Origin of the sequence: Pseudomonas sp. 32_A, assembly GCF_017490905.1 — a bacterium.
GTDB classification, from domain to species: Bacteria; Pseudomonadota; Gammaproteobacteria; order Pseudomonadales; family Pseudomonadaceae; genus Aquipseudomonas; species Aquipseudomonas inefficax.
On record NZ_JAFGYI010000010.1, the window covers coordinates 81,123 to 96,618 of the forward strand.

The window sequence follows — 15,496 nt, forward strand, 5'->3', positions numbered from 1 at the left end:
TGCTTACCTATGCAAACCGAGACATGACTTTGAACAACAGCACATCCAGTGGCATGTAGAACACGTGCACCAGCACCACCATGATAGCCGCCAGCGCCAGTGCCGCCAGGATCAGCCAGTTGCGCCAACGCTTGCGCCTGGCCACATCGGCCTTGGTATCGATGTATGGCAGCGCCACCAGCACCCGCCTGCCCAGCAGGTTTTCCAGGGCACCGACGCCGCGAATGCGCTGGTTGAACATTTCCATCAGCATCACCAGCGCACCGCCACCTGCCGGTGCCAGCACCAGGCCCAGCGCCGCGATTTTCTTGCGGTTGGGCTTGATCGGTTTCTCGGGCATCAGCGGTGGCTCCAGCAGTACGAAGCGCTCGGCCTTGTTCTCCTGCTCCAGGCTCTCGGTAATCTTCGCGCCCATTTCCTTGGCGCGGATTTCCTCGTACTTCTTGCGCGCGTTGTCGTGGTCACGCATCAAGGTCACCAGGCCACGCTCGACCTGCGGCGCCTCGAGGATCTCGGCCTCGTAGCCTTCCATCTTGCGGGTCAACTCGCGCTTCTGCTCGGCCAGCGAAGCGATGCGCTCCTGCGTCGCGCTCATCTTGGCGCGCACGCGAGCGACATCGAGGCCGACCGTGGAAGCCGCCGCCGTGCGGTTGCCACTGGCTTCGAGCGCCTGAATCCTGCGCTTGACCGCCACCACATCAGGGTGGGCTTCCTTGTAGCGGCTCAGCAGCCGGGCATACTCGGCCTTCAAGCTGGGCAGGTCCTGGGGCTGGTCGGCACTGGCCGCCCTGGGCCCTTCGCCGACCTTGGTGGCCAGCCCGGCACTGGCCGCGGACAGTTCCAGCTCAAGGTAACGCAATTCTTCCTGGGCGGCCTTGTAGTCACGGTCAACCTCGCGGAACTCCAGCTCCGAGCGTGACAGCATGTTCATGCGCAGGGTCTGGTGCTCGGGCAAGGCATTGGCGTGGGCCTGCTTGAAATCCGCCAGCTGGTTTTCCAGGCTGGCAAGCTCCGCCCCCAGTTTGTTCGCCTCCTGGGTGAGGAACTCGGTGGTTTCATTGGCCCGCTCGGTACGCTGCTTGAGGTTCTCGTTGAGGAACAGCGTCACCAACTCGTCGGCGACTTCCTTGGCCACCTCTGGCTGCTTGTGCTCGAAGGACACATTGAACGCCACGGTCGCCTCGCCGCGCCCGCGTACATAGGTGGTGAGGGTCTCGACCACGACGGCACTGCGCATGTGGTCGATCTTGTCACTATCGCTGAAACGCTTGTCGGGGAACAGGTTGTACTTGTCGATGATGCGCAGCAGGTTCTCGCGGGTCATCACCCGCTGGCGAATCACTTCGATGCGTTCATCGGCAAAGCTGGTGTTGTTGGTCGATACCAGTTCGGGGGAAATCTGCTGCGACTCCACCAGGATGGTACCGGTCGACTGGTAGATCGGCGGCACCATCACTGCGACTGCGACGGTCGCGGCCAGGATGACTACGATGCTCACCCCCAATAACAGGGCCCGGTCCTTGATTATGGCGATGTAATCTCTGAGGGAGAGCTCGTAGTCGGACTTCATGGGGCCACCTGCCTGAAGTTCAGATGTCGGGGTACCTGTACGTCAACGTCAAACCCACGATAGTAGCGTTCGCATCGGCTTCGTGATCCTGCTGCCGTTCTTTGTACATCAGCGACAGGCGCAGGTCCCAGTACGGCGAAAACTGGCGGCTGGCCCACACGCTGTAGGTCTGCAGGGTGTTGGGGGTCTGCCCTTTGCTGTCTTGCCAGGCAGCGTCCGTACCCACCCGGGTCAGTTCGCTGACGGCGTAACTCCACACACCGCGCACCTGGTCCAGCTCGGCGAAGCCGCCCTCGGCGCTGGCCACAGTGCTGCGTTCGGCGGTGAAGCTGGCGTCGGCACGCGCACCGGTGTACAGCAGCGCAACTCCACCCTCCCCGCGTCGGCCACCCTCGTCGCCGGAAACCTCGGTAACCCCCACATGCGCATCGGCGCTGAGGCGTTCGGAGAACTGGTACTTGACCCCGACCGCCGGGCTGTAGCTGTTGGACGCCGTCGCCGTCTGGTCCTGCTCGGGCTCATAACGCCGGGCGCCGAAGCGGCTGTACAGATCAGCCCGCTCGCTCCAGGCGTAGGTCCAGGTGAACACGTTGCCCAGTTCTTCGTAACCCGTCAGCGTACTGATGTCATAACGGGCACGGTTGTAGGTGGTTTCGTTGCTCAAGGTGCTGCGTTCGGAAACCGCCTGGCTCCAGTTGCCGGTCAGCGTATACAGCTTTTGCGTGCCATCGGTGGTAACCACGCCGGTATCCAGCACCGTTCCCGACAACGTCGAACTTTCGTTGTAACGCGCCAGCAGGCCAAACCGCCCGCGCTCTGTCTGGCGCTGCCAGCCCAGGCTTACGTCGGGGTCCTCACGGTTGTCGACCACCGCGGTGTCGGACGAGCGCAATACATTCATGCCCAGCCCCAACCTCAGTTCGTCCCGGTCGAAGATACCGATCAGGGTGTAATCCGGCGCGATGATCGTGCGCGTTATGCCCTTTTCACCCGACGACAACAGCAAGGGATTGCTGTCATGTTCGACGGAAGTCGGTACTACCACCGTAGACTGCCAATTTGCTGCCAGGACTGTGTCCGCAAACGGCAACACCAAGATTGCCGTTGCAATGCTAGTTGTTCTGAGAAGAGGCATTAAGTGTTCTTATTAAAGGCAAGATCAAGGAACGACCAGCGTATCGCCAGCCTGCAGTTGGATGTTGGTGGACATATCCCGGCCAGACACCAGGTCTCTATATCGCACGGGCAGGATTTTTTGGGAAGCGCCGGTGCCACGCACCACTTTGATTTCGCTTTCATCGGCAAACTTGTCCAGGCCGCCCGACATGCTCAGGGCCTGCAGCACTGCGGTGGGGCCTGCCATCTGTACCGGCCCGGGCTTGATCACTTTGCCTTGTACATAGACCAGGTTGCCGGCGATGCTCTTGACGACAACGCTGACGTTCGGGTCGGGGAGAAACTTCTCGAGTTTGGCAGCTACCTGTTTTTCAACGGCCGTTACATCCAGCCCGGCAACATCTATGCGCCCGGCCAGGGGGAAAGTGATACTGCCATCGGGAAGTACGGTAGCTTCCTGGCGCAGGCTATCTTCCTGCCACACCGAAACCATCACTACATCGCCGGGGCTGAGCAGGTAGGTAGCACTGTTCGGGTCGGCCTTACCGGCACCAGACCACACCATCAGCATGCAGAACGCGGCAAACATTGAACGCACCATGAGGGTCCCTCCGGCCGAAAAGGCCCGACAAAGAGCACTGAATGAGAACAGCACACCAACTCTCGCTCCGCTTCGCGGCATACGCCAACCGCGCTGGCCTCGATCTTCCGAAGGCCTTGCCTTGACGCTTTGCAGCCTGGGTTGTGCTGCCTGCAACCGTGGACCTGCACGGGCTACTGGCAATATAGCAACGGCTGGGGAATTGACAAGCCAGGCCCCGGGCCGCTGGCGTCAAGGGTAAAAACCCAGGCTGGCGGACTTAGATATTTCTCCTGTTGGCGACTGCCACAAAGCCAACCACAGCAAATGCAAAAAACCACCCTGCGGTTGAAACAGGGATGATACTGTTCTGATTGATATACAAATCCGCCGCACGCGCCGCGCCACTCAACAGCGCCAGCAAAGTCATCGACTTGATAATCAGAGCCGTGCGCATACGCCCTCCTTTAAAGAGGAAGATCAACTATTTGTTGGCGTGGTGTTCGGGAGTTGTTTCACTGTTGAATTGAGCTTATGAACACAATGACATCGCGTCAATGATTCGACACTATAATAAAATTCAATGAGCATCGGGCAGCATCGTCAAAATATCGACGCACATGTCGAGCATAGCCCGCTGCCTTGGTGGCGCCAAAGTTTCATCGCTGAGAAAAGCAAGGCTGCGGGGCACTTCAGCGCCCCGGCGCCTTATTCGTCTGCGTGGTGTACCACGACCAGCAACTGCGCCGGCAGCGGCCCCACCGACCTTAGCCGGTGTGGTGTCTGGGCATTGAAATGCAAGGCATCACCTTGCTCCAGCAGCACCCGCTCGCTCATGAAGTCCACTTCCACCTGGCCGACATGGACGAACAGGAATTCTTCACCCAGGTGTTCCTTGAATGTGGGGTCGCTGAATTCGGTGGGCGGCTGGATCAGGAACGGCAGCAGGCTGCGCTGCCCGACCTGGCTGGTGAGGGCAGCGTACCCCGGCCCTGCCCCATCCCCCACCAGGGCCTGGCGCTCGCCATGGCGCACCAGGCTGTAGCGGCTCTTGCCGGTCTGCTCTTCGGCGAACAGTTCTTCGACATTGACATTCAGTGCCCGCGCCAGCTTCAGCGCGGCGGCGATCGAGGGGGTATTCAGGCCGCGTTCGACCTTGGACAGGTAACTCTTGGTCATGCCGGTCTTGTCGGCCAGCAGCTCCAGGGTCATCCCCAGTTTCTTTCGCAGCAGTTTCAATCGGATAGACATGTGACGCGGGTTTCCCAGGCGAAGGCAGCCTGGTAATGATACGTGGACTGCTCAGGAAATGCTGGGGCTGCTGCGCTGAGTCTTGTAGGAGCGGCCTTGTGTCGCGATAGGGCTGCAGAGCAGCCCCGGCAATTTGTGCACTATTGCTGAAATCCTGGGGCCGCTTTGCGGCCCTATCGCGACACAAGGCCGCTCCTACAAAAAAAGCCAGGCAGGCCCAGGGTTACGGCATCACCGGTGGCAGGTACTGCAACGTCGTACCCAATGCCCACAGCAACACCAGCACCAGCGGCACGTGCACCAGCAACTGCACGAACGAGAAGCCGATCAGGTCGCGCGCCTTGAGCCCCAACACCCCCAGCAGCGGCAGCATGTAGAACGGGTTGATCAGGTTCGGCAAGGCTTCGGCGGCGTTGTAGATCTGCACGGCCCAGCCCAGGTGGTATTGCAGGTCATTGGCCACCAGCATCACGTAAGGTGCCTCGATGATCCACTTGCCACCACCCGACGGGATGAAGAAGCCCAGCACCGCTGAATACACGCCCATCAGCACGGCATAGGTGTCATGAGTGGCGATCTGGGTGAAGAACAGTGAAATGTGGTGGGCCAGGGTCTGCTCGTCGACGCCCTTAACCTGGGTGAGAATGGCAGCGATCGAACCATACAGCGGGAACTGGATCAGCACCCCGGTGGTGGTCGGAACCGCGCGCGCCACTGCATCGAGGAAGCTGCGCGGGCGCCAGTGCAGCAAGGCACCGAGCATGATGAACAACAGGTTGTAAGTGTTCAGCCCGGAAATGGCAGTAATCGCCGGTTTGGTGGCGAACTCCTGGTACAGCCAGCCGGCGGCCAGGGCCACCAGCAGCAGGATCAGGATGGGGCTGTGTTCCAGCCACTCGCCCGGGCGGGTGCGCTGGGGTGCCGGTGGCGCGGTGAAGCTGGGGTCTACCCCGCAGTCCTGGGCGCTGCGCGCGCTGTTCGGGCCCGGGGCCGTGGCGTAGGCGATCACCAGCGAGACCACTACCAATGCCGCCAGCATCACGCCGGACTGCCAGAGAAAGATGGTTTCGGTGAACGGGATTACCCCGGTAATCGACAGGATCGACGGTGGCAGGCTCGCCGGGTTGGCCTGCAGTTGCGCGGCCGATGAAGACAGGCCCAGCGCCCACACCGCGCCCAGGCCCAGGTAGGCGGCAGCGCCGGCTGCGCGGTAGTCCATCTTCAGTTCGGTGCGCCGAGCCAGGGCCCGCACCAGCAGGCCGCCAAACACCAGCGACAAGCCCCAGTTGAGCAGCGATGCCAGCATCGAGATCAGCGCCACCCAGCACACTGCCGAACGGCCATTGCCGGGGATGCGCGCCAGGCGGTCGATCAGACGCGCGGCAGGCGGCGAGCTGGCCACCACATAGCCGCCGATGACCACGAAGGCCATCTGCATGGTGAACGGGATCAGGCTCCAGAAGCCATCGCCAAAGGCCTTGGCAGTGTCGGTCGGCTTGGCGCCCATGGCCAGGGCGCCGATGCACACCAGCAGCACCGCCAGGGCGGCAAACACCCAGGAATCGGGGAACCAGCGTTCGGCCCAGTTGGAGCAGCGCAAGGCAAAGCGGGCGGAGCGGCTGTCTTGGATTTCAGCGGCCACAGTTCAATTCCTTTTATTGGTTTTATGGGGTAAAGCAGCATTGCCAGATAACGCAAAAACCCTGTGGGAGCGGGTTTACCCGCGAATGCGGCGGTGAATGTACCGACGCATTCGCGGGTGAACCCGCTCCCACAGGGATTGTGGTAATGCCTTAGAAAGTCATTTCCTTCACATCATCCGGCACGATCAGTTTGCCGGCGGTTTTCTCGATGATTTCCTCGACGCTCACCCCGGGCGCGGTCTCGCGCAGGATGAAGGCGCCGTCTTCGATTTCCAGGTAGGCCAGGTCGGTCAGCACCTTGCGGATGCAGCCAGCGCCGGTCAATGGCAGGCTGCACTGTGGCAGCAGCTTGGACTCGCCGTCCTTGGACGCGTGGGTCATGGTAACGATGATGTTCTCGGCGCCGGCCACCAGGTCCATGGCACCACCCATCCCCTTCACCAGCTTGCCCGGGATCATCCACGAGGCGATGTTGCCTTGCACATCCACTTCGAATGCGCCGAGCACGGTCAGGTCGACATGGCCGCCACGGATCATGGCGAACGACTGTGCCGAATCGAAGATAGAAGCACCGCGGCGCGCGGTGACGGTCTGCTTGCCGGCGTTGATCATGTCGGCATCGATGGTGCTTTCGGTGGGGAATTCGCCCATGCCGAGCAGGCCGTTTTCCGATTGCAGCATCACATCCATGTCGGCGGGTACGTAGTTGGCCACCAGGGTCGGAATGCCGATACCCAGGTTGACGTAGTAGCCGTCCTTCAGTTCACGGGCAACGCGTTGTGCCATCTGTTCGCGGGTCAGTGCCATGGTCAGGATCTCTTTGTTGTTCTGGTAGATGGCGCTCAGGCCTTGACGGTGCGCTTTTCGATACGCTTTTCGAAGGTGCCGACGATGACGCGGTCCACATAGATGCCCGGGGTGTGGATCTCGCTGGGCAGCAGCACGCCAGGTTCGACGATCTCTTCCACTTCGACCACGGTGATCTTGCCGGCGGTGGCCGCCAGCGGGTTGAAGTTTTGCGCGGTGTTGCGGTACACCACGTTGCCGTAGTGGTCAGCCTTCCAGCCCTTGACGATGGCGAAGTCGCCGGTGATGGATTCTTCGAGGATGTACTTGCGGCCGTTGAATTCGCGCACTTCCTTGCCGTCGGCAACCGGGGTGCCGTAGCCAGTGGCCGTGTAGAAGGCCGGGATGCCGGCGCCACCGGCGCGCATTTTCTCGGCGAGGGTGCCTTGCGGGGTCAGTTCAACTTCCAGCTCGCCGCTCAGCAACTGGCGCTCGAACTCGGCGTTCTCGCCCACGTAGGAAGCGACCATCTTGCGAATCTGCCGGTCTTCGAGCAGCACGCCCAGGCCAAAGCCATCGACACCGCAGTTGTTGGAGACCACGGTCAGGCCTTTGACGCCACGGCGCTTGATTTCGCTGATAAGGTTTTCAGGGATGCCGCACAGGCCGAAACCACCAGCCAGTACCGTCATGTTGTCGGTCAGGCCTTCGAGAGCCTGTTCATAGGTTGCAACGCGCTTGTCCAGTCCGGCCATGCTGATCCGCCTTTTGTAGTTGTTGAACCGACGAGGCTGTCGGTGAGCGTGTGGGGACATCTTCACCGCAAGCGACTGATTTGTTAATTTTGTTTTCATCATCGATTGATAACTTTTGCAAAATAACCAGAAGGCCTGTCATGAACGTCAAGCAACTGCGCGCCTTTGTCGCTGTGGCCAAGTACCAGAGCTTCGCCCAGGCCGGTGAACACCTGCATGTCTCGCAACCGGCCCTGAGCCTGACCATCAAGGCCCTGGAAGAAAACCTTGGCGGCGCCCTGCTGAGCCGCACCACACGCAGCGTCAGCCTGACTGCCGAGGGCGAGGTGCTGTTGCCGCTGGCGCGGCGTCTGCTGGCTGACTGGGACGACACCGAAGAAATGCTGCGCCAGCGTTTCACCCTGCAACTGGGCCGGGTTTCGGTGGCGGCCATGCCGGCCTTTGCCGGCAACCTGCTGCCCCATTCGCTGAAAGTCTTTCGCCAGCGTTACCCGAAGGTCAACGTCACGGTGCACGATGTGATCAACGAACAGGTACAGGAACTGGTGCGCCATCGCCGCGTCGAACTGGGCATCGGCTTCGAACCGGACAACATCGATGGCCTGGATTTCCACCCGTTGTACATGGACCGCTTCGTCGCCGTGGTGCCCGCCGATTCGTCCTTGGCGCGGCTGCCCCAGGTCAGCTGGGCCCAGTTGCTGGCCGAAGACTTCGTGGCCCTGCAGCGGCCTTCGGCGGTGCGCCTGCTGATGGAGCAGAACGTGGCCGCCCGCCACGGCAAACTGGCGGTGGCTTTCGAGAGCCACCAGCTGACGACCATCGGCCGCATGGTTGCCAGTGGCCTGGGGGTCAGTGCCGTGCCTGCGCTGTGCATCAACCAGATGCAAGAGCTGGGCGCTCGCTGCGTAACCCTGGTCGAGCCCACGGTCGAGCGCCGCATCGGCGTGATCGCCCTCAGCGAACACAAGCTGTCCACGGCGGCGCAAGCGCTGCTTGAGGTTCTGCTTTCCAATACCCGCATCCCGGAGGTGACATGCGTTACGTGAAACTGGCAGGTTCGAGCGTTCCGGCCATTGGCCAGGGCACCTGGTACATGGGGGAGGATCCGGCCCGCAAGGCGGCCGAGGTGGCGGCCCTGCAACAAGGCATCGAACTTGGCCTGAACTTGATCGATACCGCCGAGATGTATGGCGAAGGTGGTGCCGAACAAGTGGTCGGCCAGGCCATTGCGGGGCGCCGCGACCAGGTGTTCCTGGTCAGCAAGGTGTACCCGCACAATGCCAGCCGGCGCGGTATGGCGACGGCCTGCGAGCGCAGCCTCGCTCGCCTGGGCACCGACTGTATCGACCTGTACCTGCTGCACTGGCGTGGCCAGCACCCACTGGAGGAAACCGTCGAGGCCTTCGAGCGCTTGCGCGAGCAAGGCAAGATCAAGCGCTGGGGTGTTTCCAATTTCGACGTCGACGACCTGCGCGAACTGCACAACCCCGATTGCGACACCAATCAGGTGCTGTACAACCCGGCCCAGCGTGGCATCGAATTCGACCTGTTGCCGTGGTGCGAAAAGCGCGCGCTGCCGACCATGGCCTACTGCCCGCTGGCCCAGGCCGGGCGCCTGCTGCAGCACCCGGTGCTGGCGGAAATCGCCGAGCGCCATGGCGCCACGGCGGCTCAGGTCTGCCTGGCCTGGGTGACCCGTGATGACGGGGTGATAGCCATCCCCAAGGCCGTGACGCCCGAGCATGTGCGGTTGAATGCGGCTGCAGGTTCGCTGACCTTGACCAGCGAAGACCTGCGGGCAATCGACCGGGCGTTCCCGACGCCGACACGCAAGCAGCGGTTGGCGATGGTGTAGCGACTGGCACGAAATCGCTTTTTTGTGGGAGCGGGCGTGCCCGCGAACACCGGCAAAGCCGGTGCCATGCACCGCGTGGGCTGCTTCGCGGGCTTGCCCGCTCCCACAAGGGCCCGCGCAAAAACCAGGATTTTGCGTGAGGTGCCAGTGATCAATGGAAATCCCGGCTGCGTACGTCCAGCCCTTGCAACAACGGGCTCACATCCTCCAGCCGCCGTGCTATCAGATGACGCACGCCCTTCTCCTGCTCCAGCCGCCCGCTGACCTTTAGCAACTGCGATCCCACCAGCGCCCGCCGCTGCCGTTCGGCAAGCTCCCGCCACACCACTACATTGACCATGCCGTGCTCGTCCTCCAGGGTGACGAAGGTCACCCCACTGGCGGTCTGAGGCCGCTGGCGGCCCACCACCAGCCCGGCCACGGCAATGTTGTCACCATGCCCGACATCCTGCAGCTCGCGCGAACTGCGACAGCCCAGCGCCCGCAGGCGTGGGCGCAACAAGGTCAAGGGATGCGGCCCAAGCGTGGTACCCAAGGTCTGGTAATCGGCCATCAGGTCCTCGGCCACGCTGGGGACAGGCAGTGCAACGGTGCTTTCCGGCAAGGCATCCACGTCGGCGAACAAAGGCAGTTGCGGCTGCACCGCCGCCACCTGCCAGCGCGCCTGGTGCCGGTCGCTGGCCAAGGCGCGCAGCGCGCCGGCATCGGCCAGGTGGGCGCGGGCACGTGGATCGAGCCCGGCACGCAGGCACAGGTCTTCGACATCGCGCCATGGCCGCTGCGCCCTCGCCTGCTCCAGGCGCCTGACGTCGGCCTCAGCAAGGCCGCGCACCAGGCGCAAGCCCATGCGAATGGCCAGGGCCTCTCCAGGCTCAGGCTCGAGCGTGCAGTCCCAGTCACTGTGGCATACATCGACCGGCCTGACCTCGATGCCCTGGCGTCGGGCCTCTTGCAGCAACTGGTCAGGGCTATAGAAGCCCATGGGCCAGCTGTTGACCAGCGCGCAGGTGAAAATCGCCGGTTCATGGCACTTGAGCCAGCTGCTGGCATAACACAACAAGGCAAAGCTGGCCGCGTGCGATTCCGGAAAGCCATAGCTGCCAAAGCCCTTGATCTGCTCGAAGATACGCTCGGCAAACGCCAGGTCGTAACCATTGCGCAACATGCCCTGCACCAGCCGCTCGCGGTGCGGCTCCAGGCCGCCGTGGCGCTTCCAGGCGGCCATGCTGCGACGCAACTGGTCGGCCTCGCCCGGGGTGTAGTCGGCCGCGACCATTGCCAGTTCCATCACTTGCTCCTGGAACAGCGGCACGCCCAAAGTGCGCTCGAACACTGCCTTCAGTTGCGGCGAGGGGTACGTCACCGGCTCCTGCTTCAGCCGCCGGCGCAGGTAAGGGTGGACCATGTCGCCCTGGATCGGCCCGGGGCGGACGATGGCCACCTCGATGACCAGGTCGTAGAATTTTGTGGGCTGCAGCCGCGGCAACATGGCCATTTGCGCGCGGGACTCGATCTGGAACACGCCCATGGTCTCGGCACGGCTGATCATTTCGTAGGTGGCCCGGTCTTCGCCGGGAATGGTTGCCAGGGTCAGGTGACGACCACGGTGGCGTTGCAGCAGGTCGAAGCAACGGCGCAAGGCGCTGAGCATGCCCAGCGCCAGTACATCGACCTTGAGCAGGCCGAGCATGTCCAGGTCGTCCTTGTCCCACTGGATCACCGTGCGCTCCGGCATCGCGGCATTCTCCACCGGTACCAGTTCGTCCAGGGGTTGCTGCGAGATGACGAAACCGCCCGGGTGCTGTGACAGGTGCCGAGGGAAGCCGATCAGTTCACCGGCCAGCACCAGCACCCGGCGCAGCGAAGGGCTGCCCGCCTCGAAACCGGCCTCGGCCAGGCGCTGGTCATCGGGTATGCGATCGCTCCAGCGGCCACAGCATTTGGCCAGGGCGTCCACCTGGTCGGCGGGCAGCCCCAGCACCCGTGCCACATCCCGCACCGCACCGGCGGCATGGTAGGTATTGACCACCGCCGTGAGCGCAGCCCGGTGCCGGCCATAGCGACGGAATACATACTGGATCACCTCCTCGCGCCGGTCGTGCTCGAAGTCCACATCGATGTCCGGCGGCTCGTTGCGCTCGCGCGACAGGAAGCGCTCGAACAACAGGTGGTGTTCCATGGGGTCGAGCTCGGTGATGCCCAGCACGAAGCACACCACCGAGTTGGCAGCCGACCCCCGCCCCTGGCACAGAATGCGCTGGCTGCGGGCGAAGGCGACGATGTCATGCACCGTCAGGAAGTAGCTTTCGTAGCCCAGCTCCTCGATCAGCGCCAGCTCCCTGGCCAGCACATCCCGCACCTTGCTGCTCGGCCCGCCTGGCCAGCGCAACGGCAAACCCTGCTGGCACAATTCGCGCAACCAGCTTGCCGGGGTATGCCCCTGGGGCACCAGTTCGCATGGATACTGATATTTCAATTCGCTCAGTTCGAACTGGCAGCGTGCAGCGATGGCCAGGGTCTCGGCCAGCAGGTCGGCGGGATAGAGTTCGCCCAGTTGCGCCTGGCTGCGCAGGTGCCGCTCGCCATTGGCAAACAGGAAACGCCCGGCCTCGGCCACCCGGCAGTGCTGGCGAATGGCGGTCATGCAATCCTGCAAGGCGCGGCGACCGCGCACGTGCATGTGCACGTCGCCACAGGCCACGGCGCGGATGCCGACCCTGGCCGCCAGGCCGCGCAAGCGTTCAAGGCGCAAGGTATCGTCACTGCCGCGGTGCAGGTGCACGGCCAGCCACAGGCGCTCGCCGAACAGGCCATGCAGCCATTGCCCGGGGGTGGCATCACCGCTGTCATCGGCCACCCACAATGCCAGCAGGCCCTGATGGTGCTGCTGCAGGTCATCGCGAAACAGTTGGTAGTCGCCCTTCTGCGCCCGCCGCCGGGCCCGGGTGATCAGCGCGCACAGGTTCTGGTAGCCGGCCAGGTCCTGCACCAGCAGCACCAGCCTGGGGCCGTCCTGCAACTGCACTTCACTGCCCACGATCAGCCGCAGCTGGTGTTCCTTTGCCGCCTGCCAGGCACGGACGATGCCGGCCAGGGTGCATTCGTCGGTGATCGCCAGAGCCTGGTAGCCCTGTTCCCGCGCGCGCCGGAACAGCTCGTCGGCGCTCGACGCGCCGCGCTGGAAGCTGAAGTTGGACAGGCAATGCAGCTCGGCATAACCCGGGGTATTCATGCGAACCAGCCCTGCAGCCACAACGGGCCGGCCTTGCCAAGGTCGCGGTAGGCCCAGCCGCGCAGGCCGTCACGGGTTTCGATGCGGTAATAGTCGCGGCGCACATCGCCGCCATCCCACCAGCCCGATTCGATGCGCTCGGCATGGCCTTGCACGCGATAGCCGGTCTCGTCCAGTGCCACAGGGGCCGACAGCAGCCAGCCAGGGCGGCTGCCTGGGGCGACCGGCATGTTGCCCTGGGCGCCCTGCTCTCCCGCTTGCCAGGCATGTTCGGGACGATGATCGGCTGCCGCGCTCAGGCCCTTGACCGCCTCATCGCCCAAGCGGGCGCGCAGCCGTTCGCGCAATTGTTCCCAAGGTTGCGCCTGTTGCGCACGCGGGTCGAACAATGCCTGGTGTTGCGGCACGAAGGGTGGCAGGTCCTCGGCAACCAGCCGCAGGTTGCGCACCGGTGCGGCAATGCGCAGCGGCTCCAGGCGCCCGCGCGCCAGTTCGAACAGCATCGCGGCATCGCGTTCGGCGGCCAGCAGGCCTACCTTCAGCACGGTATCCGGCCCTTCGGCGTGCTCCAGGTGCAGGCAGAAACGCTGCACGCCACAGTCACGCCCGGCGAGGAACGCGGCAAGGTCGTTGAGCATGCGCCGCAGCGGGAACAGCAGGGCCTGGTGTGATTCGACATCGAAATTCAGCTCCAGCCGGGTCTCGAACCGGTCCGGTGGCTGGTAGAAGCCCAGCCCCAGGTTGCGCAGGCCGAGCAACTGGTCAAGGTGCAGCTGCACCTGGGCCGCAAAGCGCCTGGCCAGGCTGTCGCGGGGCAAGGCCAGCACCTGGCCCAACTGGCGCAGGCCCATGCGGGCAAAGGCCTCGGCAGCCTGCGCAGGCAGGCCGATACGCTCGATGGGCATGCCCAGCAGCGCCGCACGGGTGGCATCGGCGTCACTCACGGCCAGGCCATCGTGAGCGTTGGCAAGCATGCGCGCCGCCACCGGGTTGCTGGCCAGGACGATGCGTTGGCGCAAGCCCAGTTCCGCCAGTTCCTGGCGCAGGCGTGCCTCGAACAGCGGCCAGGGGCCGAACAGTTGCAGGCTGGAGCCCACCTCCAGCAACAGCGCCCGTGGATAGTGCAGGCTGACCTGGGCACTGAAGCGGTAGGCCCAGGCTGCCAGCAACTGTTGCACCTGGTCGATGCGCCTGGGGTCGGCTTCGACGCAGCTGAAGCCATCGGCCAGCGCACGCGCCGCTGTCAGGGTTTGCCCGGCCCGCAGGCCGAGCGCGGCCGCCGCCGGGTTGACCGCCTGCAGTACGCGTCGCTGGGTCGGCCCGGCAAGCAGCACCAGAGGGCTATCGGGGTCGTCACGCTCACGCAGGACCGTGTCCAGCGCCAGCTGAGGGAACAGGATGCAGGCCCAGAGCATGTTGCATCAACCCCGCCCCGGGCAGGCGATGGGCAGCGCCGGTGGCATGCCGCCACGGCTTTTCAGCACGCGCCATTGTGCCGGACGGGTGTCGACGGCAATGCGCAAGGCTGCGGGTGAAGGGTTGTGCGCCGCCTGTTGCGGACGGCAGGCGAAGGCCAGCGCCTGGCCTGTTTCGGCAGCCACCTGCAGGCGCCGCAGGGCGCGGTCATCGGCACGTTCCGGCCAGCACAGCACCGCCGCACAACTGCCGGAGCGCAGGCACTGCTCGGCGGCCCACAGGGCATCGGCAGGTTCGGCGTCCACCTGTACCAGCCAGCGCAGGTCCACCCCCGCGGCCTGCCAGGCCGGGGCGTAAGGAATGAATGGCGGTGCCACCAGCACGATTCGACTGGTTTCAGCGCTCAAGCGGGCCAGGGTTGGCCACAGCAATTGCAATTCGCCACAGCCGGGGCTGGCCAGCAACAGTTCGCTGAGGGCCGCCGCCGGCCAGCCGCCTTCCGGCAGGCATTGATCAAGGGCTGCATGGCCGGTGGGCTGCAGGCCGAGCGGCCGCGCCTGGGCCTGCCGACCGCGCCATACCCGGCGCTGGTCGAGCAACCTGTCGAGGTCGACCACCGCGCCCATCAGTCACGCCTCAGCAAGCCGCAGAACACGCCTTCGATGAAGAACTCCTGTTCAGGCCGCACATCGATGGGCGCATAGGCCGGGTTGCGTGGCAACAGCCGGTAATTGCCACCTTGGCGCTGCAGGCGCTTGATGGTCACCTCGCCGTCCAGGCGCGCGACCACGATCTGGCCATCGCGAGCGTCGGCCTGCTGGAGGATGCCGACCAGGTCGCCGTCGAAAATGCCATCGTCGATCATCGAGTCGCCACGCACCTTCAGCAGGTAGTCGGGGGTACGACGGAACAGGCTGGGGTCGAGCAGCAACTGCTCGTGAATGTCGAGGTCCGGGCCGATGGGGGCGCCTGCCGCCACCTGGCCCAGCACCGGCACTTCGAGGATTTCCGGGCGGCGCAGCGGCTCGGCCAGGCGAATGCCGCGCGCCTGGTTCGGCGTGACATCGATGTAGCCGGCCTGGCACAGGGCGGTGATGTGCTTGCGCGCCACGCTGCGCGAGGCAAACCCGAAGCGCGTGGCGATATCGGCCAGGCTCGGCGGCTGGCCTTGGTCGGCGATGCGCTCACGGATGAACTCGAAGATGGCGCGACGTTTTGGGGTGAGATTGTCCATGGGGTACATTTGTACTCTTTTCGGAGCACGCTGAACAGCCCCCTTCGTCGTCGGCTAT

At 64.0% G+C, this 15,496-nt stretch carries 14 protein-coding genes; 2 read left to right on the forward strand and 12 right to left on the reverse strand.

From position 1 onward, the window contains the following. Nucleotides 1–7: 7 nt before the first annotated feature. The 8 genes from J5M58_RS08665 to J5M58_RS08700 all read right to left on the reverse strand — a co-directional run bounded on the left by J5M58_RS08665 (nucleotide 8) and on the right by J5M58_RS08700 (nucleotide 7,701). A complete protein-coding gene (locus J5M58_RS08665) occupies nucleotides 8–1,570 on the reverse strand; it encodes a Wzz/FepE/Etk N-terminal domain-containing protein (protein WP_207877865.1) in 1,563 nt (520 codons plus the stop codon). A 19-nt stretch (nucleotides 1,571–1,589) separates the two neighbouring features. Next, entirely contained in the window at nucleotides 1,590–2,705 is a 1,116-nt protein-coding gene (locus tag J5M58_RS08670; protein ID WP_207877867.1) for a hypothetical protein, read from the reverse strand. A gap of 24 nt (nucleotides 2,706–2,729) precedes the next feature. Next, nucleotides 2,730–3,287 (reverse strand): polysaccharide biosynthesis/export family protein, encoded by a 558-nt coding sequence (locus tag J5M58_RS08675; RefSeq protein ID WP_112253380.1) that lies wholly within the window; start codon nucleotides 3,285–3,287, stop codon nucleotides 2,730–2,732. A 259-nt stretch (nucleotides 3,288–3,546) separates the two neighbouring features. After that, the gene (eppA, locus tag J5M58_RS08680; protein ID WP_181457381.1) at nucleotides 3,547–3,723 is read right to left on the reverse strand and encodes an EPS-associated small membrane protein EppA; all 177 of its coding nucleotides are present in this window, start codon (nucleotides 3,721–3,723) and stop codon (nucleotides 3,547–3,549) included. 251 nt (nucleotides 3,724–3,974) lie between these two features. Then, complete coding sequence (locus tag J5M58_RS08685) at nucleotides 3,975–4,517, reverse strand: helix-turn-helix domain-containing protein (RefSeq protein WP_112253379.1); 543 nt, start codon at nucleotides 4,515–4,517, stop codon at nucleotides 3,975–3,977. A 223-nt stretch (nucleotides 4,518–4,740) separates the two neighbouring features. Continuing rightward, nucleotides 4,741–6,159: a short-chain fatty acid transporter gene (locus J5M58_RS08690; RefSeq protein ID WP_013972720.1), complete on the reverse strand. Its 1,419-nt coding sequence runs from the start codon at nucleotides 6,157–6,159 to the stop codon at nucleotides 4,741–4,743. 151 nt (nucleotides 6,160–6,310) lie between these two features. After that, the gene (locus J5M58_RS08695; RefSeq protein WP_112253377.1) at nucleotides 6,311–6,967 is read right to left on the reverse strand and encodes a CoA transferase subunit B; all 657 of its coding nucleotides are present in this window, start codon (nucleotides 6,965–6,967) and stop codon (nucleotides 6,311–6,313) included. Between the two features lie 35 nt (nucleotides 6,968–7,002). Continuing rightward, nucleotides 7,003–7,701 (reverse strand): CoA transferase subunit A, encoded by a 699-nt coding sequence (locus J5M58_RS08700; RefSeq protein WP_015270421.1) that lies wholly within the window; start codon nucleotides 7,699–7,701, stop codon nucleotides 7,003–7,005. A gap of 140 nt (nucleotides 7,702–7,841) precedes the next feature. Here J5M58_RS08700 and J5M58_RS08705 point away from each other — a divergent pair, with 140 nt between their 5' ends. Beyond that, nucleotides 7,842–8,747 carry a LysR family transcriptional regulator gene (locus J5M58_RS08705; RefSeq protein WP_207877869.1) on the forward strand — a complete coding sequence of 302 codons (906 nt, stop codon included), beginning with the start codon at nucleotides 7,842–7,844 and terminating at the stop codon, nucleotides 8,745–8,747. After that, complete coding sequence (locus tag J5M58_RS08710; protein WP_207877871.1) at nucleotides 8,735–9,556, forward strand: aldo/keto reductase; 822 nt, start codon at nucleotides 8,735–8,737, stop codon at nucleotides 9,554–9,556. Before J5M58_RS08705 ends, J5M58_RS08710 begins: the two co-directional genes overlap by 13 nt. A gap of 151 nt (nucleotides 9,557–9,707) precedes the next feature. Here J5M58_RS08710 and J5M58_RS08715 read toward each other — a convergent pair whose 3' ends face one another. From J5M58_RS08715 to lexA, 4 genes are read right to left on the reverse strand one after another with little or no spacing between them, the layout of a single operon-like run. Then, nucleotides 9,708–12,788, reverse strand: coding sequence for an error-prone DNA polymerase (locus J5M58_RS08715; protein WP_112253374.1), 3,081 nt, complete (start codon nucleotides 12,786–12,788; stop codon nucleotides 9,708–9,710). Continuing rightward, nucleotides 12,785–14,203: a DNA polymerase Y family protein gene (locus J5M58_RS08720; protein ID WP_112253373.1), complete on the reverse strand. Its 1,419-nt coding sequence runs from the start codon at nucleotides 14,201–14,203 to the stop codon at nucleotides 12,785–12,787. The genes J5M58_RS08715 and J5M58_RS08720 overlap by 4 nt, the downstream gene beginning before the upstream one ends. Nucleotides 14,204–14,209: 6 nt before the next feature. Next, on the reverse strand, nucleotides 14,210–14,830 hold the full coding sequence (imuA, locus tag J5M58_RS08725; protein WP_112253372.1) for a translesion DNA synthesis-associated protein ImuA: 621 nt from the start codon (nucleotides 14,828–14,830) through the stop codon (nucleotides 14,210–14,212). Then, a complete protein-coding gene (lexA, locus tag J5M58_RS08730) occupies nucleotides 14,830–15,447 on the reverse strand; it encodes a transcriptional repressor LexA (RefSeq protein WP_181457380.1) in 618 nt (205 codons plus the stop codon). Before lexA ends, imuA begins: the two co-directional genes overlap by 1 nt. Between the last annotated feature and the right edge of the window lie 49 nt (nucleotides 15,448–15,496).